Source organism: Allorhodopirellula solitaria (assembly GCF_007859855.1).
Taxonomy (GTDB): domain Bacteria; phylum Planctomycetota; class Planctomycetia; order Pirellulales; family Pirellulaceae; genus Rhodopirellula; species Rhodopirellula solitaria.
Genome location: NZ_SJPK01000001.1, coordinates 393,266 through 413,440, shown reverse-complemented (window position 1 = coordinate 413,440; position 20,175 = coordinate 393,266). Strand labels below are relative to the sequence as shown.

12 protein-coding genes are annotated in these 20,175 nt (G+C 56.6%); 10 read left to right on the top strand and 2 right to left on the bottom strand.

From position 1 onward, the window contains the following. Nucleotides 1–161 precede the first annotated feature (161 nt). The gene (locus CA85_RS01585; RefSeq protein WP_146389536.1) at nucleotides 162–2,219 is read right to left on the bottom strand and encodes an alpha/beta hydrolase fold domain-containing protein; all 2,058 of its coding nucleotides are present in this window, start codon (nucleotides 2,217–2,219) and stop codon (nucleotides 162–164) included. Between the two features lie 389 nt (nucleotides 2,220–2,608). Between CA85_RS01585 and CA85_RS01580 the strand changes: the two genes are divergently transcribed. The 3 genes from CA85_RS01580 to CA85_RS01570 all read left to right on the top strand — a co-directional run bounded on the left by CA85_RS01580 (nucleotide 2,609) and on the right by CA85_RS01570 (nucleotide 7,684). Further along, a complete protein-coding gene (locus CA85_RS01580) occupies nucleotides 2,609–5,269 on the top strand; it encodes a right-handed parallel beta-helix repeat-containing protein (RefSeq protein WP_146389535.1) in 2,661 nt (886 codons plus the stop codon). 403 nt (nucleotides 5,270–5,672) lie between these two features. Continuing rightward, on the top strand, nucleotides 5,673–6,236 hold the full coding sequence (locus tag CA85_RS01575; protein WP_146389896.1) for a sigma-70 family RNA polymerase sigma factor: 564 nt from the start codon (nucleotides 5,673–5,675) through the stop codon (nucleotides 6,234–6,236). Then, on the top strand, nucleotides 6,233–7,684 hold the full coding sequence (locus CA85_RS01570) for a FecR domain-containing protein (RefSeq protein ID WP_146389534.1): 1,452 nt from the start codon (nucleotides 6,233–6,235) through the stop codon (nucleotides 7,682–7,684). Before CA85_RS01575 ends, CA85_RS01570 begins: the two co-directional genes overlap by 4 nt. Before the next feature lie 45 nt (nucleotides 7,685–7,729). Here the strand turns inward: CA85_RS01570 and CA85_RS24685 are convergent, their stop codons facing one another. Then, on the bottom strand, nucleotides 7,730–7,897 hold the full coding sequence (locus CA85_RS24685) for a hypothetical protein (RefSeq protein ID WP_186774684.1): 168 nt from the start codon (nucleotides 7,895–7,897) through the stop codon (nucleotides 7,730–7,732). 50 nt (nucleotides 7,898–7,947) lie between these two features. Here CA85_RS24685 and CA85_RS01565 point away from each other — a divergent pair, with 50 nt between their 5' ends. The 7 genes from CA85_RS01565 (at nucleotide 7,948) to CA85_RS01535 (ending at nucleotide 19,947) form a co-directional block, all read left to right on the top strand. Continuing rightward, nucleotides 7,948–9,489, top strand: a complete 1,542-nt coding sequence (locus CA85_RS01565) for a sulfatase family protein (protein ID WP_186774720.1) — start codon at nucleotides 7,948–7,950, stop codon at nucleotides 9,487–9,489. A gap of 74 nt (nucleotides 9,490–9,563) precedes the next feature. Then, nucleotides 9,564–12,230, top strand: coding sequence for a DUF1592 domain-containing protein (locus tag CA85_RS01560; RefSeq protein WP_146389533.1), 2,667 nt, complete (start codon nucleotides 9,564–9,566; stop codon nucleotides 12,228–12,230). Nucleotides 12,231–12,293: 63 nt separating this feature from the next. Further along, the gene (locus tag CA85_RS01555) at nucleotides 12,294–13,583 is read left to right on the top strand and encodes a DUF1552 domain-containing protein (protein ID WP_146389532.1); all 1,290 of its coding nucleotides are present in this window, start codon (nucleotides 12,294–12,296) and stop codon (nucleotides 13,581–13,583) included. A 198-nt stretch (nucleotides 13,584–13,781) separates the two neighbouring features. Then, entirely contained in the window at nucleotides 13,782–16,046 is a 2,265-nt protein-coding gene (locus CA85_RS01550) for a right-handed parallel beta-helix repeat-containing protein (RefSeq protein ID WP_246112400.1), read from the top strand. 128 nt (nucleotides 16,047–16,174) lie between these two features. Beyond that, nucleotides 16,175–16,366, top strand: coding sequence for a hypothetical protein (locus CA85_RS01545; protein WP_146389531.1), 192 nt, complete (start codon nucleotides 16,175–16,177; stop codon nucleotides 16,364–16,366). Nucleotides 16,367–17,689: 1,323 nt separating this feature from the next. Further along, nucleotides 17,690–18,229 carry a sigma-70 family RNA polymerase sigma factor gene (locus CA85_RS01540; protein ID WP_146389530.1) on the top strand — a complete coding sequence of 180 codons (540 nt, stop codon included), beginning with the start codon at nucleotides 17,690–17,692 and terminating at the stop codon, nucleotides 18,227–18,229. Continuing rightward, complete coding sequence (locus CA85_RS01535; protein WP_146389529.1) at nucleotides 18,226–19,947, top strand: LamG-like jellyroll fold domain-containing protein; 1,722 nt, start codon at nucleotides 18,226–18,228, stop codon at nucleotides 19,945–19,947. The genes CA85_RS01540 and CA85_RS01535 overlap by 4 nt, the downstream gene beginning before the upstream one ends. Nucleotides 19,948–20,175 lie beyond the last annotated feature (228 nt).

Genomic DNA, 20,175 nt, shown 5'->3' with positions numbered 1-20,175 from the left:
ATTTTGCGACAGCTTTTCGGTCGTGGACCACGCGACGAGCTGTTGATTGCCCCCAAGTTTTCCTACGCCGAAGGTGTTGAAGAAAATAGCCGGTGGTTTCAGCGTCGTGAACTTCGCCGCATCCGACAGGCATTGTGTCCTCGACCTCCGATTCTCGATCGCTACTGATTCACCGCGATTTTCAAGATTCGGACAGCATGTCCCGTACTGGCTTTGTTCTTCGTTGGTGCGACTCGAATCTTGATTCGGTGTTCACCTCGCTTGAGCTCCGGATCGAGCATCACAGTGCGTGGGTAGTGCAGCCCTTTGCTGTAGCGATGATAGAGATCGAGTTGCCGCGTCTCGCCGCCATCGATCGAGTACTCGACGACGCCAGCATCCGGTCCGGCGAGCACGAACAAACCGATTGCTGTTCCGGAGAAATCGAGTGAACACTCCGAGCCAATCTCGGTGCTGCACAGCAATTCCATCTCGCTAAAACGGCCACGTTTCGAACCGGGCAAACTCGACCAATCTGGACGGTGAACGTCCCAACCCTCGCCGAGTGTCACTGTCGAGGGAGAGAGCATTCTCCCACGGACATAGCTACGCTTATCAATCTGTTTCGCCGAGCGTTGTGACTCATTGCGAGCTTGCCCCGCAATGGGATCCGACCAAGCTACATCGAGCAGATCGGTGATCATATCTGCTGCAATCCGGTTGCCGGGCGTCTTGGGATGAGTGCCTCCATATTCTTCCCAAGTCAGTGTGCCCGCCGTGATCCGCTCGGCCACCTCACGTGCCAAATCGATCGTTGATACTCCATGGTGTGCCGCCACGCGTTCATGCGAACCAATGCTCGTGGGCGTCTCTCCTCGTTGCAGTTGCTCGAGCATCGGCGGGTTCACAAAGTGGGTGACCACCATGTCGAGGTTTGGCAGCGCCGTTCGCGCATGCTTCAGGATGCCTTCCATCCCGCGAATGCAATCACGCTGGGGATGGGCGGCATCTTGATCGTCGTTTACCGCGAACTCGACGAATAGTAGGTCGGGCTCAGCGGACAAGACGTCTTCGGCCAACCGAAACGCGCCCGTCGTGGAACAGGTAGAACTGATTCCAGCGTTGATGAACGTGAATTGGGTTTCCGGGAAACGGGTTTCCAAGTCCTTTTGGACCATCACCCGGTAGCCGTCCATCTCAGTGATCGACCCGCCAATAAACGCCACGGTGCCTTTCTTGTCTGCCTGAAAAGCGTGCTGGGAATGATCGAGATGACTTCGATAGTGAACGTTCTCAGAATCGGGCGTGGAAATGGCAGGAGGGTTTTCTAAGTAGCCCAGCGTTTTCAAAAACGTGTGCAGGCGCGAAACGGTCAGCGGGTAGAATTTGCCGGGCTCACCACCTCGGCCATAATTGAAGAAACCATGACTGGCATCTGGATAGCCGATCAACTCGCAGCGATTGCCCGCTTGAGTTGCGAGTTCCGAATAGCGTTTTGCCGTGACAAACGGAACGGTCGAATCGGCTTCGCCATGAAAGATGATTGTTGGCGGTAGCCCCGAATGAATGTGGTGGATCGGGGAGATCCGTCTCGCAGGGACACCGGTTCGGGTGGTGATGTCTTTGAACTTCTCGACCCCTTCGCTGTTTTTGCCGAGCCGGATGTCCTCGAATGGAGCCAAAACCAGGGCGGGATTGAACAATGCCAGGGCATTGGGAACGCTACTGGTACGCTTCGCTTCCAACCCCTCGACAGTCGACCCGCTCAGTGGCGGAACGACCCCGAGGCACGCTGCGAGGTGACCCCCGGCAGAGCCTCCGCCCGCTACAATGCGAAAGGGATCGATCCCCAATCGCTTTGCGTTGTCGCGAATCCAGCGAACGGCAGATTCAGCGTCTTCCACCGACTTATTTGCCAAAGTGTGGTGCCGTGAGCTAACACGGTAGTCCGCTGTGATCGCAACCATCCCCTGTGACGCCAGGTACCGGCAATGCTGTTCGAATTGCGTCGGGTTGCCCGCTCGCCAGCCCCCGCCAAAGAAGAACACGATCGCAGGCCGCGACTCGCCCGACTCGTGGCGGGGAGGATCAAACACCCACAGCTTCAAGTCGACATCGTCGACCGTCTTGTAGGTTTCCTGCCGAGCATCATCGAAGCTCGGGGGATAACCCGCATTCCGCTGGGCAAAAGCAGACGAGGAGAGCAGCGTCATTGCGAGCAGAAGATAGGTTCGATACATGAATCGTCATCCGTGGGGAAAAATGAAAAAGATGAATCACGAAACGCACCCGAAAACGATCCGGCCGGTTTCGAACACAGGTGGCATGGAAGCCAGTCAGGTAGTCTCGGTACCGCAGAAGATGCGCCGCAATGGACGCGCCCTCCATTCCCCGACGCCAGCTCCATTCTGGTAAGCTTGTCCGCTGCCCCACCATGAACATAGATCGTAGCAAAGCTCAGCCTGCTCAGCCTGATTCCTGAACACGATTTGGCCGTCTTGCCACAATCTATCGCCGGGATTGGGCGGCGAGCTGTTCGCCCAGTGCCGACAACACCCGATACAACCGAACCGGTGAAGACGTGATGCTCCGTTTTTGGTTGTCACCTTGTATTTAGGGAGTAGCCGAGATGCGACGAAGCGGTCTTTTTTACATTCCCAGTGAGTCGCCGATCTCATTTTGTTTGCTTGCGGTGTTCCTGTCGCTAGGCAACACGGCCGTGGCGGAACGGGTGCTGAACGTTTCGCCTGACGGGCCACTTCGCTCCATCGCGGAAGCACGTGATGCGATTCGTCGTCTCCCGGGTGACGAGGCCGTGCGGGTGGTGGTTGCGGAGGGGGTCTATCCGATCACAGTTCCGATCGTGTTCACTCCGGAGGACTCCGGGAAAGCTGGGGCGCCAGTGACCTACGAAGCAGCTTCGGGAGCGCAACCCGTGGTCTCGGGCGGGAAGGCGATCGACGGTTTTGCCGCGCAGCCGGATGGAACGTGGACGGCGAGTGTCGATCCGAAATGGCGGTTTGAACAGCTTTGGGTGAACGGTCGGCGTGCCGTGCGGGCTCGTGAGCCGGATGCGTTTTTCTATTATCTGCGGAAAGCGAAGGAAACGATGGGTGAAACCTTGGGGGCCAATCCCCAACCCATCGCCCGGCAAACGCTCTACGCGGATCCTCGCGATCTTGCGACGCTACGTGACCTCTCCGCGGCCGAGAATCATCAGGCTCAGATTCTGCTATTCCACAAGTGGGACAATACGCGGAAGTTTCTCGATGGGATCGATGTCGACGCGTGCAAGCTGTTGACGTCGGGAAAACAGATGAAATCCTGGAACCCACTGACCCGAGATACCGCCTATGTGCTCGAGAACTATCGTGCGGCAATGGACGAGCCAGGCGAGTGGTTCCTCGATGACGACGGTACGCTGCACTATCTACCGAGGCCAGGGGAAACGCCGAACTCGACGATTGCCATCGCTCCTGTCGCGGACAAGTTGATCGAAATTGTCGGTGATCCGGCGGCGGGGAAATTCGTCGAACATCTCAACTTTCGTGGCATCGCCTTTCAACACACTGGTTGGCAAACACCGCCACGTGGGTTCGAGCCGACGCAGGCGGCGGCATCGATCGAGGCGGCGGTACAGATCGACGGTGCCCGCTCGGTCACGTTCCACGATTGCGAGATCGGCCGCGTCGCTACCTACGGTTTGTGGCTGCGCAAGGGTTGTCGCGATAGCCAAGTAACACATTGCGATCTGCACGATCTCGGCGCCGGGGGAATTCGGATCGGCGACATGGGTATCTCCGAGAACAAGGAAGAGCGCACGAGTAACATCACGATCGACAATAACTTCATTCGCCATGGCGGTCGCGTTTTTCCCTGCGCCGTCGGAGTCTGGATCGGTCAGTCCGGTAACAATACCGTGACCCATAACGAGATCGCGGATCTTTACTACACCGGCATCTCGGTCGGTTGGCGGTGGGGATACTCGGACAGCCTGGCAGTGAACAACCGCATCGAGTTCAACCATATCCATCATCTCGGCTGGGGATGGCTCAGCGACATGGGTGGCGTTTACACACTCGGCCCATCCGCTGGCACGAGCATCAGTAACAACGTGATCCATGATATCTTGGCGTGGGGCTACGGCGGCTGGGGGCTCTACAACGACGAGGGCAGCACCGGCATCTTGATGGAAAACAACCTCGTCTACCGGACCAAGTCGGGCGGTTATCACCAGCACTATGGTCGCGACAATCTGATCCGCAACAATATCTTTGCCTACTCGCGTGAGTACCAACTCAAACGCAGCCGTGTCGAAGATCACCTGTCCTTCACGCTCGAGAGAAACGTGATCGAGTGGGATTCAGGGCGACTGTTCAACGGATCGTGGTCCGACGACAACGTCAAACTTGATCATAATCTTTACTGGCGCAGTGACGGCAAGCCGATTGACTTCGCCGGGATGACCTTTGCCCAGTGGCAGGCAAGCGGCAAGGACACAGGCTCAATCGTGGCCGATCCCCTCTTCGCCGACACTGCAAACGATGACTTTCGACTCCAGGACGACGCGCCTGCGTCCAAGATTGGTTTCATCCCCTTCGATACATCGAAAGCGGGCGTGTATGGCGATTCACAATGGGTTGCCAAATCGAAAAACCTGACGTTCCCCAGAATGAAGCAGCCACCCCCAACCCCCGTGCTGGCCGTTCGCGAGGACTTCGAGGCTGGCGAATTGCCCGTCGCAACGTCCGTTAGCCAGGACGCCAACCGCCCGGGTATCGAGGTGGTGGAAACCGAGGCGGCGCATTCCGGGCGGCACGCTTTGCGGATGACCGATGCATCGGACCTGTCACACCGCTACTACCCCATGTTCGTCGTCGCACCGGAGCATGAGGAAGGCGTCAGCCGCTGCGATTTCGCGATCAAGCTGGGAGAGGGCGCCGTGTTTCAACACGAGTGGCGAGACCGCTCCCAACCCTACCGCATCGGGCCTTCACTTTGGATCGAGAACCATCAACTTCGTGTGGGCACTGGCGAGTTACTCACGCTGCCAGAGAGCGAGTGGTTCAAGATCCAGATCACCGCTCCGCTTGGCGAGGACGCGGGAACGTGGGATCTCGTCGTGACCCTGCCCGATGGCCAGACGCAGCGATTCGAGAAGCTTCCCAACAAAAGCCAGGATTGGCGGACACTTCAGTGGCTCGGTTTCGTCAGTCAAGCGGACGCCGATTCGGTTGTCTGGATCGATGATCTCGAACTCAGTACGAACCTACCCCATCCAAGTCCATGAATGTCCCAGTTGATTCTCCACAAAACTAGATCCCCTGTCAGCTTGTCTGACAGGAATCTCCGTTTTGTGATTAGAAGAATGGAGCGTTTAGCCCGTAGTGGGTCGCAGACCTCGTCGTGAATGATCTTCAACCCCATTTGGGGTTGGCACGCGTGTTTCGCGGCGTTTCCGGTGGTATTCGCTTGCGCTCGACCACCGGCTATTTTCTTCAACGCCTTCGGCGTAGGAAAACTTGTGGGGAAAGGACAGCTCGTCGCCTCGTCCACTCCAGAAAAGATCTCGCAAAATTCGCCACTCATTGATCGTGCGGTACGAAATGGCTGGGTAAGCGGCGTTTGCCGCACAATTTGAGATAATCTCAGGATTGTGCGGCAGGTACGTGATTTTCGAGGCATTGGTGAGCATGACAAAGCAGGATTCCGAACCAGAGACGTTGACCGAGATGCAGTTCATGCGGCTGTTTGTGCAGCATGAGCCGGTGCTGCGCTGTGTTGCCCGGTCGATGCTTTCGGACTGGATGGCGGTCGATGACGTGTTGCAGGAGGCGGGCGTGACCATGTGGGAGAAAATTGCCCAGCTCGACAGCGCCGACGGATTCCTGCCCTGGGCCAGAGTCATTGTCCGCCTGAAATGCCATTCAGCGATCAATTCAACTCGTCGGCGTCGGTTGGTGTTATCCGACCAAGCGATCAAGTTGCTCTCGGTGGAGATTGATACTGTCGACCGCGAGCGATACGAAACGAGTTTGAACGCGCTGCAGGATTGCCTTCAAAAGTTGTCACCGCAGCAGCGAGATATCGTGCTGGCTCCTTACCGTGACGGAATCGAAGTCCAGGACATCGCGACGAGAATCGGCAAGTCGGCCAACGCTCTCTACAAGCAACTTGGCCGGCTTCGCGAGAAGGTATTCGCATGCGTGGAGCTGGCGCTGAAGATTGACACATCCGAAGGAGGACTCGCGCCATGAATGATCGAGCGCTGATCCAGCAATACTTGCTCGGCAACCTTGACGACGACGACATGGGACGTCTGAACGAGCGACTCTGTGCTGATGCTAAGTTCCGAAGGACCTTCGCAGACCAATTGATTCTCGACTGTAATTTGCGGGACATCGCCAGTCTCCAGCAGTTGGATGGAGCGGACTCAAGGATCGTTCCTGAGTCGACAACGCAAACCCCGGGACCAGGCGAGGAGAATGCCGGTATGCACACGCCCGTGGCGAGCGCCGTCGGCTCAAGGATCCGTATTGGTTGGGTATTGATCCTAACTGTCGCCGCGTCGCTGTTGCTCGTCGTGGGGTCGAGTTGGTTCTTCTCGTCACCTGATCGCGTTGCGACGTTGGTCAGCAGCGAAGAAGCAGCCTGGGTGAGTGACCTACCGACGTCAGTCGGCTCGCAGCTTCCCCCGGGCCAGCTACTGCTGGTTAGCGGGATCGCAACGCTGCGTTTCGATTCCGGGGCAACCATGATTCTCGAATCCCCAGCTCGTCTAGAACTGCAGACAGATATGCGAGCATTTCTGCACGATGGTGCAGCGATACTCGACGTTCCCGAAACAGCAATTGGCTTTGTCGTCGCGACTCCGTCCGGCGAAGCGACTGATTTGGGAACGAGCTTCGCGGTGAACGTCGACGGTGCCAACGCAATATCGGAATTTGAGGTCCTCAAAGGCAGCATTTCGGTGGGCTTGCCAGAACGTGACCAGCACGTCCTCTTGAACGACGACGAGGCGGTGGTCGTCGATCGTTCGGGTATCTCAGAGTCTTCGACAGCAGAGGGTTTGGATACGTACCTTGTTAGTGCAGGGCCAACGAACCCCACTCGACGGATCGGAACCGGTGGCAAGGAAGCGACGTTCGTTCGCGGCGGTACAAACGCCGGACCAGCAAAACTGCTGATGGTGAAATCGAGTTGGAAAGATTTTCTATACGATCGCAAAGCCGTCTTCTCGTTTGATGCTTCTGATGTCGACGTTGAAGCAGCTGTCGCCGTCCGCTTGCGGTTGAATCAAGTCAAAAGTGAGAAGGGCTTTGCCAATCGGCTTCCCCCGCTCAACGTGTTCCGAGTCTATGGGGTAGCGAACGTTTCTTATGGGGCAGACAGCCGTGGGGCTGGGGCCGATCGATCATGGGATCGTGGATCGAGCTGGGAGGACGCACCATCGCCGAAAGACGGCGTATTCGTCGGCGAGTTTCAGATCCCGCGAAGTCGCCAGTCAGGCGAGTGTGTGGTGGAAACAGAGCAGTTGACAGATTTCGTTCGCAATCATGCGGATGGGCCACTGACGTTCGTCGTCGTTCGAGAGCAGAGCGATCAACGCGGTGAACGCCGCGTGCTGGTTCACACGTTTGCGTCACATTCTCATCCATCGTCCGTCGGACCCACGCTCGAATTTGAAGTGCGTGAGGACCTATAGCATGAAACAGATAGTACCGCGTCTTCGTGAGGCCGAAAGATCGGGTCATACGCTGGAAAGCGGAAGGCCACCCCAGACGAATTCACGCGATCGACGAATTCGCCGGGCATTTTGGAAGAGTTTGAGGATGCCAAGAAAGAACGCATCGTTCGTGCCGAGCCGAACATCGACCTGTTCCTGAATCATCACGCCTTCCAAGTAAAGTTTTGACAATTGAGACCGACTCCCATGAAATCAACAAATCTGGAGAGACCAAAGAGATGATGACCCGCATTCAATATCTGCTGTTTGCAATGTGGTTGGGATGCGTCCCGGCAGTCGCTGCCGAACGGCCCAATATCCTCTGGATCACAATCGAAGATTGGTCGCCCGACCTATCGTGCTATGGCACGAAGGGCGTTCACACTCCCAACGTGGACAAGCTTGCCTCAGAGGGAGTTCGCTACGAACGGGCCTTCACGACCTCGCCCGTTTGCTCGACGTCTCGATCAGCAATGATGACCGGCTTTCACCAGAACTACATCGGGGCGCACCAACACCGAACCGACGATAAAAAGCCGCTCCCGGATGGCATCCGACCAATCCCGCATCTGCTCGCCGACGCGGGCTACTACACCGTCCTGATGAGCTCGAAAACGGACTGCAACTTCCTTCCCGACAAAAAGGAAGAGCTGTTCATGGATCTGAAGGACTGGAATAACCGCGATCCCGATCAACCGTTCTTCGCTCGCATCACGTTCGGTGGCACACATCGATCATGGAATCGCGATCCCGAGCGTCCGATCGATATCAAAGACGTTGAACTACCACCCTACTACCCCGACACACCCTTCATTCGCCGGGACTGGGCGAATGGGCTCGAGCAGATGCAACTCGTCGACCGGGAAGTCGGAGCCATTCTCAACCGACTTGATGATGAAGACCTAGCAGACAACACGATCGTGTTCTTTATCGGTGACCACGGGCGTTGCCATATCCGAGGGAAGCAGTTCCTTTACGACGAGGGGACACGCATTCCCATGATCATGCGTTGGCCTGGCAAAGTTCAGCCGGGGCAAGTCAATGGCGACATGGTGATGTCGATCGACATCTGCGCGACGGTCCTCGAAGCGGCTGGAATTTCCCCCTCGGTGCCAATTCACGGAATGAGCCTACTGAGCGACGAGGTGAAGAATCGGCAGTACACCTTTGCCGCCCGTGACAAAATGGGCACGACTCACGATGCGATGCGCAGCATCCGATCGAAGGATCACAAACTCATTTTGAATCTCATGCCGGAGCGGGCTTACTGCCAGTTCAGTTTCTACAAAGAGGGTTCCTATCCGCCGCTGGCCGAACTGAACGTGTTGAACCTGGAAGGCAAGCTCACGCCGGAACAAACCGCCTTCATGTCCGCCGAGAAACCGCCGATCGAGCTATTCGATCTACGAGTCGATCCGCACGAGGTCCATAACGTTGCCGATGACCCAGCCTACGCTGACGTGAAGTCAGAATTGCTGGCGGAGCTCAATCGTTGGCGAGAGGAAGTAATCGACGACCAGGGAGTTTCCGACACGTTCCGCGCCAAGGATGTCTTTCCGTCAGAGCGCCCCGCTGGGCGAACGGTTGGTCAGTGGGCTGTCGAGCATGCAGACGAATTCAATTTTAAAGAAAATGGAGTTCCCGATTGGTACCCAACACGCACCCTTGAGCAGTGGCGGGAGGTACGGAAGATTTGGGAACCCTGGGTCTTCCGCGATGCCGACAGCGAGATGAAACGTCCCGTTATTCCGTTCACAAGGAAACCAAAGTACAAGGGAAAGTGAGCCGACAGTTCAACCTTGGATACGAGCAGTTCCTGTCAATCAATACCGCAACACATCTAATTGCGTGGTCAACCATGAGACTATTTTTATCACTGCTGCTTTTCGCATTGCCGCTTTGCTGCAGCGTCATTGCCGACGAACTGCCGTCAGAGCAGCAGGCTGTTATGCCCGCGAAACATCGGGCGATCTTCGAACGGTACTGCTTCGACTGCCACGACTCCGCATCGAAGGAAGGGCAGCTTGATCTTGAGTCGCTCTCGCTGGAGATCAGCCGCGATATTCCCACTGCGGAGTGGTGGTCGAAGGTTCTGGCAGCTTTGAATGCCGGCGAAATGCCGCCAACGGATGCCGAGCAGATTACGGATGAAGAAAAGGCAGCGTTGCTGCACGATCTGTCCATTGAGATGGTGAAGGCTCGTAACATTCTCAGCGACAGCGGCGGTGAGATCGCGCTCAGACGGCTGAATCGACGGGAGTACCAGAACACGCTCGCAGCGTTGCTCGGTTTTCGTCCGGACGTTTCCAACCTGCCAGCCGACGACAGTACCGGCGGATTTGATACGGCAGGAGCGTCTCTGTTTTTCTCCGCGGACCAGTTCGAGCAATATCGCGCAACAGCGACGACCGCATTGATAACTGCGTTGTCCGATCGCAAGAAACCAAGCTCGCAGATACATCGCGTTGAACCTGAGGACACGCATTCGAAAGAGTACTTTGATCGTCAGGAGCAGTTGCTTGACACGATCAAGAGGGCTGATGCGTTCCTGGCCCAGGAGACGAGCCCTCCTCAGGACTTTGGTTTTCGCGATGTCGCCCACGCTGAGAAACAAGCACAGAGGTCGAGAGTGCATTTGAAGCAGATGCAGGACTACACACGTCGTCCTCAGGCCAAAGAGGGTGCGTTTTTGCTACGCGACAAAGGCCATAGTCGACCGTCGATCAGGACACCGAAAGTTAGCACGGCTGGCGGTCGTTACCTCTTGCGAATCCGCGCCGGGGCTTACGACGATTCACCTCAGCGGCAGCGATACGTGGAATATGCCATTGGCAATCCGAAAGATTATCAGGTTCTCGGCCAGGTAAAGATCTCGGGAACGGTTTCCAAACCGAACGTTGTCGAAATCCCCATCGACCTGGAACCCGGGAGATCAGGCGCGTTTCAAATCCTGTGGCGCGACTACAAGGAACAGGCCTCCCGCTACGTGACTCACCGCATTGAGGCGCAGAAAAACGGTATTGGGCAACTGCCGGTCGTATGGGTGGACTGGGTCGAAGTGGAAGGCCCGTTCTTCGATGAGTGGCCCAATACCGCGAAGATGGATCTGATCGCACCGCGACGCAGCCACGAGGATAACGCCACCTACGCTCGACGTTTGATTCAATCGTTTGCCACGCGGGCCTTTCGCGACCAGACGCCTGCCGATGAGTATGTCGATAAGCTCGTGCAGAGGTATCTGCAGAAACGCAAGAGCGGGAAGGGTCATGTCGCGTCGATCATCGATGCCTACGCTTTGATCCTGTCTTCTCCTAGCTTCCTGTATATGCTTGAGCACGGTGAGCCAACGGCACTAGCCGCAGATCCGACTGGTGCGAGTTCAGACGATAATGGGCCCCAGACTAGCTCACTGGATTCCAACCTCAGCCGACTGACCGATCGCGAACTCGCGGTCCGCCTAGCGTATTTTCTCTGGAGCGCGCCGCCGGACGCGGAACTCTATTCTGCTGCAGACGAGGGAACACTTTCACGCGACGACGTGCTGCGTGCTCAGACGGATCGCTTGCTCAATGACCCGCGATCAGACGAATTCATCAGTAGCTTTACGCATCAGTGGCTGGACATGGTGCGGCTGGACATGTTCGACTTCGATGCCCGTTTTCATCCCGAGTTTGACCAGGCGGTTCGACGCAGTGCCCGCCAGGAAGTCTATTCCACCATCCGCCACGTGCTGGACCAGCGACTGCCGCTAGGGACTTTGTTGAAGACCGACTTCGTGATGGTCAACGATGTACTCGCGGACTTTTACGGAATCAATGGGCCGACGGACCTGCCCGTTCAAGGTTCGCACTTCCGCAAGGTCACACTACCGCCCACATCGCCTCGTGGCGGCCTGCTTGGAACGGCCGCGATTCACGTCATGGGTGCCGACGGAACACGATCCGTGCCGGCGATTCGTGGGGCATGGGTTCTGAAGCATCTGCTGCACGATCCACCGCCGCCTCCTCCTGCCAATATTCCTCAGCTGAGTCGTTTGTCAGGTAAGCCCCGCAGCGGTCGCGAACTGCAAACACTTCATCAAGAGGCACCGCAGTGTGCTCAATGCCACCGCAAGATCGACCCGATCGGATTCGGCTTGGAGAACTTTACTGCCGCCGGTCTTTGGCGAGACGCAGAAACCGTATCTATCAATCCTGCCAGTGCTAAAAAGTTCCAACTTCCCAAATCAAAATCGTTCGATATCGATTCTTCGGGAACACTCCACCACGGGGAATCATTCGGCAACTACTTCGAGCTTCGCGATGCGATCGCGGCCCACGAAGACGCCTTCGCTCGTGGATTCGCCGAGTACCTGATTGCGTATGCGCTCGGGCGTCCCTACCAAATCTCGGACCACCGTCTTGCTTCCGACGTCACACGGCAGGCGTCCCAAAAAGGTAATCGCATTGACGCTTTCGTCCATGCCCTCGTTCAATCCGAAACCTTCCAAACCAAGTGGGCCGAACGCCCTCGCGTTGGACCCTAACCGCCAGAACGTCAACTCGAATGAGGCCCGTGGCTAACGCCATCGTCACACTAGGAAAATACCATGAAGACTCCCACCCGTCGTGCGTTTCTCGCCAGTAGCAGTGCCTTCATCGCCCTGCCCTTTCTCGAGTCGTTCGGCTACCGACGATTCGCCACTGCGGCCGCAGCGACGACCTCCGCTCCCAAACGGATGATCTTTTTGGGAATGGGGTATGGCGTCACCTCGGAGAGCTGGTATCCGAATCTCGAAACGCCGGGCTATGATTATGAACTGCCCGAGTCGCTCAAGCCGCTCGCCAGGTACAAGCAAGACATCACGGTCTTTCAAAATCTCGAGCATGCCCATTCCAGGGATGGTCACTCAGGATCCACCTTCTGGCTAACCGGTGCTGACCGCTACGCGATTCCTGGGCAAAGCTTCCACAACTCGATTTCGGCCGATCAGGTGGCCGCAGCCCAGTTCGGCAACGAGACCCGATTCACTTCCCTGCATTTGAACGGCGGGAACGACAACGGCCATGGTCCCGGATCAATTTCGTGGAACAACCAGGGCAAGCCAATCGCCGGGATGCCCCATCCCGTGGCGATGTATCACAAGTTATTCTCGTCCGACAATATGCCCCTGGCCGAGCGGCAAGCGCTGCTGGCCGACGACCGCTCGGCGTTGGACACGGTCTTGTCCGATGCCCGCTCGGTTACCAAGGGGCTGACGAAGACCGACAAAGACAAGATCGATGAGTACTTCCAGTCGATTCGAGAAATCGAAATCCGGATCGCCAAGGATGAACAATGGCTCTCCGTTCCAAAGAAGCAACCGGCCAGCCCGATCAAAGAACCGTCGGAAACCCTTGAGGGGATTCCTGAAGTCGAAATGGCTTACGAGCTGATGCTAGCCGCCATGCAGACCGATGCCTCGCGAGTCTTTACCTACCGCATGCCCGGTGACAGTTTCGTGAGCAGTCTCGGCTCGAGCTACTCCGCACACAACCTGAGCCACCATCCCGGTTCGCCTGAGCGCACGCGTGACTCGATCCTTCGCGACCAGAAAAATGCTGAGTTGCTGGCCGGTTTCATTCGAAAGCTAAAGGCATCGAAGGAACCCGATGGCTCCTCGCTGTACGACAACGTGTCGCTCGCGTTCGGTAGCAATTTGCGAACGGTTCACAGCCTAGACAACTGCCCGACGCTGGTCACCGGTGGCGGTGCAGGGTTCCAGCATGGTCGTCACCTCGTGATGGAAGCGAAGACCCCGCTGTGCAATCTCTGGCTCAGCATGCTCCGAGGCAGTGGAGTCAACGTGCCATCTTTTGGCGATGCCAACGGCATCATCGATGAGCTGTTTCAGGCCTGAGAGAACGGGCGTTGCAGTCTCTCAACGCACGTCCTTCGGATCAGCCCGTTCACGTGATCGCATGTCTGAATTTGCCTGATGGCAGCCGGAACATGCAGGTGCGTAAGAGCGATGATATAATCTGCGACTCACTGTACCGAGCCATCGAGGTTCCCGTGTTGGCAAACGATCTGCTCAGAATTCGAAAACGAGAACGAGATGAAAATTCACCAGACGTTGGTTCTATCTCGAGCGATCCTTCCCTGGTTGCTAATAGTGACTGTAACCTTGGTTGTCCATCGAGAGAGTTTCGCTACAGACATCTTTGTATCCGTCGATGGCCATGCTCAGGCCGATGGTAGTATCGAGAGCCCATACGAATCCATTCCGGATGCGGTGACTGCCGTGCGGGCCATGCGTGCAGCAGGCAACGTTGATCCCGTCGTCATCTACCTGCGTGAAGGACGCCATCAACTCGACGAGACTCTGGTGCTCGGGATGCAGGACGGGAATCCCAACACCACGACGGGACGTCTGGAAAAACACGGTGCCGGTCAAGTGACACGGCCCGCCTATCTAACATTCGCAGCCTACCCAGGGGAACAGCCCGTTGTCAGTGCGGGCGTGCCAGTAACCGGCTGGAAACGCCTGGAACCTCCACCGTCTGAACTGCCTGGCGGCGCGGTGGGTAAAGTTTGGGTGGCCGATCTGCCTACAGAACTGGGGAGGTTTCACTGTCTATTTGATGCCCATGGACGACTCAGCCGTGCCCGGGATGCTGGCTTTGCGGTGACCAAGCCGGGAGATCAGCAAACGCTCCACTTTCCAGAAGACGCCTTGAAGTCCTGGGAAAACATGGAAGACGTCGAGATCCAGGTGCGGCCTTTTCGGCCTTGGGTGATCAACATGCTGCCACTGGCCTCAGTCGATGAAGCTTCGGGAGTTGCGAAAACGCGAGTGTCGGCGACCTATGCCATGAGCGCTTTGCCGGGTTGGGTTCACAATCCGTCGGGGGCGAACGTATGGGTTGAGAATGTCTTGGAAGCGCTGGACGAACCCGGTGAATGGGTCGTGAACACAAAGACTCGGAAAGTTTATCTATGGCCTTCCCATCCGGATTCGAATGGGGCACCCCAAGGAATCTTGGCGCCAAGTACCAGCGAACTGATTCGCGTCGAAGGAACGATCGACTACGACGCTCCAATGGATACTCCCGTTCGAGGTATCGCATTCTCTGGGCTGACCCTTACCCATGCGGATCGATTGGCCTGGACAAGCGATGAGGCACGTGTTGGCTGGGGGATGCAACACGACTGGGATATGTTCGACAAGTCCACCGCGACGCTCCGTTTCCGCGGAGCCGAAGAGTGCAGCGTCACGGGCTGTCGCTTTCTCGATTCCGGCGGCAGTGGGCTGCGCATGGACCTTCATGCCCAGCACATTCGAATCGAAGACTGTGAATTCTCGCACCTCGGCGAGGCCGGGATCCTGCTGGCAGGCTACGGCCCCGGCACCAAAGATGTCAACCATCACAATGACATCGTCAATAATCACATTCATCACTTTAGTGAGATCACCTGGCACTCTCCCGGGGTCTGGGCTTGGCAGAGTGGGCACAATCGGATTTCGCACAACGATATTCACGATAGTGGCTATGCGGCGGTGCTGATCACCACGAGAGTCAACCCGTACAGGAACCGAGGCAGCCTAACGGGTGAGGGAGCCAGGACGATACGCCGCGATGAGATTGCGCCAGAAACGAAGGAAGCGCGGACGGGCTATGAGGCATGGCAGAATCGTGAGAAGTATCTTCACTCGCGGCACAACCTGCTGGAATACAACGATATCAGTCATGCAGTGCAGTTGCTGTCCGACGGCAACGGTATCTATGTCTCCGGAGCGGGTACGGGCAATATGGTGCGTTACAATTTCCTTCACGACAATCAGGCTCATTCTCTCCCGGCCGCGATCCGATGCGACGATGATCAGCATGACACGCTCATCTATGGAAACGTTCTCTACAAGAACCGTGGGTTTTCTGCGGGAATAGCCTCCAAAGGCGTGAATGACATCATCAACAATTTTATCGTCGCGCCCGTCGCTGTCCCGAAATGGGGCTACCTGAGTTTTGAATGGGTCCCCGTGACAGGATCAAAGGTCCGTCACAACATCATCATTTCTCATCCGGAAGGTGGGAATGCCTATGCCGCGAGACCCAAAGGTAATCGAAAACCTGGAGATCGAGGTCCAGACCTCAAGCAACTCGACATGGATTCCAATCTCTATTTTCATCCCACAGATTCGCACTGGATGGACGAGAAACTGAGAAAAATGCGTGAGCTTGGCAAAGAGAAATCAAGTCTTTTCGGCGATCCCCTGTTTGCCGATCCAGCTGCTGGCGACTTCAGCTTCCGAACAGGCAGTCCTGCGTTAAAACTCGGTATCGAGCCGCTCGATGTATCGAAGATGGGCCGGCAGAAATAGATGTTTGCCAAAAAGCACTCCACGACGTTTCATAACGACGAAGCACTGTAGCGGGACATCGAGGTTCTGTTGCCAGCCTCCGAGTTTGGAAGTCTTTCTGCTACTAAGAAAAACGGTTCATCCAACGGATGAGCCGTTTGTTGGCGTGTGCGGCCTACGTTGATCTCAACCCAGTTCGCGCCGCCATGGCGGAAACGCCTGAATCGAGCGAGTACACCGGAGCCAAGGATCGGCTTGACGACTTGACTCAATACTCCAATCGAACCCGCAAGAACACTCAGGACTGGGAGCGAACCCGCGATCGCCAGCAAGTAACGTAGGGCCGGTTCCACCGGCCATATGCGCCAGTTCGTTGTCCCACTCAACGGCAGATATCGCCGAGCCGCGCGATCGCTCTTCTGTCGATGCGCACCCAGGGGACGGCCGGTGGAACCGGCCCTACACGCTGCTCGAATTGGCCAAACGAGCCAACGAGCCGATCGACCTGCGTGCTCTGCGCGTTTGTCATTCGCCGTTGCTTTCTACGATACGGCAAATGACAAGTACTCCGAGCACTTCACCAGCCAAAAAATATGAACGGAGCAGTAGAGCCGGTTCCACCGGCCGTATGCGCCGGATTATCGACTCACTCACGGGGCCAATACCGCAGAGCCGCCCGGTCGCTCTTATGTCGATGCACACCCAGGGGATGGCCGGTGGAACCGGCCCTACACGTTGCCCGAATCGCCCTAACGAGCCAACGAGGCGATCGATCTGCGTGCTCTGCGCGTTTGTCATTCGCCGTTGCTTTCTACGAAACGGCGAATGACAAGTACTGCAAGGATTTTACCAGCCAAAAAACATGAAAGGAACGTGCAGACGTTGGCTGAGGGGCAGAGACCGCCCCGGCCAAAGGCGTTCCCGTTGTTAGCTATCCTAGCCAGTCTCCCCATCGGCTTGCGATAATCCGACACTCACCGCGAGAGCAGCAAGAAAGGCGGGCTCATCCGACGGAAGCGTGCGCCCGAGGTTTTCAAGGCATGGCTCCCGTATCCAAGGATTTATCTGTGGGATGTGATTATCAATGTTAGACTGGCACTGCCGGGAGAAGCGGAGCCGAGCTCTGCAGAGGTGCGACTTGGCAAGGGATATCTCGGTCGCCAGCGTTTCCCTGCAAAAGCGGTACGCCATTGGTGTTGTCGGTCCCTGGCGAGCGTTTGTTCGTCTGGGACACATTTTTGAACGATCATTGGATACGAGAGCCATGCCTCAGAAAACCTTCCGCTGTGCTCGGCGCACGCTTCCGTCGGATGAACCCCGTTTTTTCCGGCATCTACAAATGCATCGGTGTCGTCCCTGAAATGCAAAGTTACTGGACGCAGGAGCCCATGCCTGGAAAAGACGCCACGCTGTGTTTTGTTGATATCGCAAGCCCATGCAGACGTCTCCGATTCGAGCGTGGCGTTATCACCGGAGCAAGAAAAAGGAAAAGGAAAAGGAGCAAGACAAGTGGAAGGGGACATTTTGATTGACAACGGGGGATTTTGATCGATCCAGGCGATGCAGTTCTACATTTCAATGCAGGGAAAGGCCATGGTCCGATTTTAACAATAAAATTCTGATTTTCGTGTTATCTTCTGCAGATATCGACTATTCACTAAGCAATGTACGATTCCGAAGTTCCACAGCCGCCGCTCCCGCACGACGATCTCGCGGTTGAAATCGCCACGATGCAGCCACGTCTGTACGGTTTCATCCTGAAACGGTTGGCCGATCGTGAGCAAACACTCGAGGTGCTTCAGCGAACCAACTTGGTGCTCTGTCGAAAAGCAGATCAGTTCGCGCGAGGCTCCAGCTTCGCTGCTTGGGCATTCACAATTGCCAAGTTTCAGGTTCTGGCGTGGCGGAAATCGGACGGTTCCGAGCGGTTGGTGTTCACCGACGAGGTCAGTGCATTGGTCGATCGCTCTGTGGACGACGAGGCCGAGTCCGTGGACGATCGAGTTCCCCTGCTGCGTCAGTGTTTGGAAACTCTCCGAAGTCGGGACCGGGAGTTAATCCAACAGCGATATCGAGATGGCAAGCCGGTCGCCCGAATCGCTGAAAACATGTCGAAGTCAGTCGATGCCATTGCAATGCAGTTGTCTCGCGTTCGTCGACAATTAGGCGAGTGCGTGCGGATGAAACTGGAGAACTCAACATGAATGTCGAATCTCACGAAGACGTCGGAGTTCTTGTCGACGTGATGCTCGATGGCACACTAACCGACACGCAGAAAGCGGAACTCAATCGGCTTTTGAAAACTTCGCCGCGGGCGCTCACTCGCTACCACGAATTACTCGACAACCATGAGGCTTTGTGCGCGATTTACCCGGGCGATGTTTATGCCGAATCGATCGACGATGAATCACTCTCGTCCGCCTCGCAAAATTCGCCGGCAGGGCTGACTTGGTGGATGGGTCTGTTGAATGCGTCGCGGGGATCACAATTTGCGGTACTGGCAACCGCAGCGTCGTTATTGGTAGCGGTAGGCTTGGCTGGTTACTTTGCCGGTGCGGATCGTAGAGAACTGCGATTGGGTGAGTTGTCGACCGTTGCCTTCGAGCCGGAGACGACCTTGGAAGGGCATGCTATCTTGCGTCGCTCGCTGTCTCTCCGGTGGACCGAGGGAGAGCCCGGGTTTCGCAGCGGCGATATCCTGCCGGCTGGGCGGTTGAAAATTGAATCAGGAATCGCTGAGATTGATTTCTTTTGCGGGGCGACGCTCACCGTGGAGGGTCCTGCATCCCTGGTCGTCCAATCGGACTGGGGCGTGAGGGTCGATTCGGGGCGTTTGCGCGCCAGCGTGCCACCGGCGGCTCGAGGATTTGTCATTGAAACGGCGGACGCTGAGGTCGTTGATCTCGGTACCGAGTTTGCGCTGGACGTCGATTCCGAAGGTGCGTTTGTTGACGTGATCGAAGGCGAGGTCGCCCTGCGAGGCGGCAGACACGACGGCGTTCATCTGGTGACGGGTCAGCAAAGTTGGTTGGGGGGTCTCGAAACCAAGTCCCTGGCAGCCACATCCCAGCGCAATGCCGTCAGTAGCGTGGCGGACGTCGAACGCCGCCGGGAGGCGGCCCTGGCTGAGCGGTTTGCCCAGTGGCAGTCGTTCTCGAAAAGTCGTGAGCAAGATGAACGTTTGATTGCTCACTACCGAATCGCTGATATGCCGTCGAGCCGAACGATTCCCGATTCCGCGTCGACTGGTAAAGATCAGGATGCGGCCTTGATCGGTCCTGTTGATCGGACGGTCGGACGATTCGGTCCGCTGTCCAGTGGTCTCGAGTTTGACCGAGTCGGCGCTCGGGCGCGCACGCGAATCGAAGGAGAGTTCGAGGCGTTTACGTTCGCCACATGGGTTCGCATCGACAGCCTCGATCAGGTTTACAACGCCTTGTTCATGAGCGATGGATACGAGAATGGCGAACTTCACTGGCAGATTCGCGATGACGGGGTGATGATGTTCTCTGTCATGGTGGACGACACCCAGAAACGGAAACACTTCAGCGATCGCGATGGCACGATCGTCAGTTCCGCGGGCTTGCATCGCGTCTACTACACCGAACCCATCTGGGACATCGCTCAGAGTGGCCGATGGTTTCATCTGTCCGCCGTTTACGATCCGGCGGAGCGTCGGGTGACGCAGTACGTCAACGGCCAGCAGGTCAGCAGCGAACCGATCCAGGAAAAGTTCTTCGTCGATCGCCTTCGGATCGGCCCGGCCGAGATTGGGAATTGGGGACAACCTTTCCGCAAGACACCGTGGTTCTCGGTACGCAACCTGAATGGAACGATCGACGAACTCGTGATCTACAATGCCGCGCTCAGCGAAGAGGAGATCCAGTCTCTCTACGAAAAAGGAAAACCTCTTGGTTACTAAGCAGGTATGGGTAATTCTTTCGGTGTAACTCAATTAGCCGGTGGGCGCTAGCCCCGGTTTTCTCGCGTTAAACGCGAAGCGTCAATGGAACCGGGGCTAGCGCCCACCGGCTAATATACTGAACAATTTGTTCATACCTGCTTCGAAACTCACATGTCCGTCGATTGCGTGCGCGTGTGGCGGCGGGGTGATATCGCGACCAACGATGCCCCTGAGAACAAGGCGACC

What these genes read in the sequence shown, in the direction of transcription:
- CA85_RS01585 (WP_146389536.1), bottom strand. Translation starts at nt 2,219, where the DNA reads ATGTATCGAACCTATCTTCTGCTCGCAATGACGCTGCTCTCCTCGTCT.
- CA85_RS01580 (WP_146389535.1), top strand. Translation starts at nt 2,609, where the DNA reads ATGCGACGAAGCGGTCTTTTTTACATTCCCAGTGAGTCGCCGATCTCA.
- CA85_RS01575 (WP_146389896.1), top strand. Translation starts at nt 5,673, where the DNA reads ATGACAAAGCAGGATTCCGAACCAGAGACGTTGACCGAGATGCAGTTC.
- CA85_RS01570 (WP_146389534.1), top strand. Translation starts at nt 6,233, where the DNA reads ATGAATGATCGAGCGCTGATCCAGCAATACTTGCTCGGCAACCTTGAC.
- CA85_RS01565 (WP_186774720.1), top strand. Translation starts at nt 7,948, where the DNA reads ATGACCCGCATTCAATATCTGCTGTTTGCAATGTGGTTGGGATGCGTC.
- CA85_RS01560 (WP_146389533.1), top strand. Translation starts at nt 9,564, where the DNA reads ATGAGACTATTTTTATCACTGCTGCTTTTCGCATTGCCGCTTTGCTGC.
- CA85_RS01555 (WP_146389532.1), top strand. Translation starts at nt 12,294, where the DNA reads ATGAAGACTCCCACCCGTCGTGCGTTTCTCGCCAGTAGCAGTGCCTTC.
- CA85_RS01550 (WP_246112400.1), top strand. Translation starts at nt 13,782, where the DNA reads ATGAAAATTCACCAGACGTTGGTTCTATCTCGAGCGATCCTTCCCTGG.
- CA85_RS01545 (WP_146389531.1), top strand. Translation starts at nt 16,175, where the DNA reads ATGAGCCGTTTGTTGGCGTGTGCGGCCTACGTTGATCTCAACCCAGTT.
- CA85_RS01540 (WP_146389530.1), top strand. Translation starts at nt 17,690, where the DNA reads ATGTACGATTCCGAAGTTCCACAGCCGCCGCTCCCGCACGACGATCTC.
- CA85_RS01535 (WP_146389529.1), top strand. Translation starts at nt 18,226, where the DNA reads ATGAATGTCGAATCTCACGAAGACGTCGGAGTTCTTGTCGACGTGATG.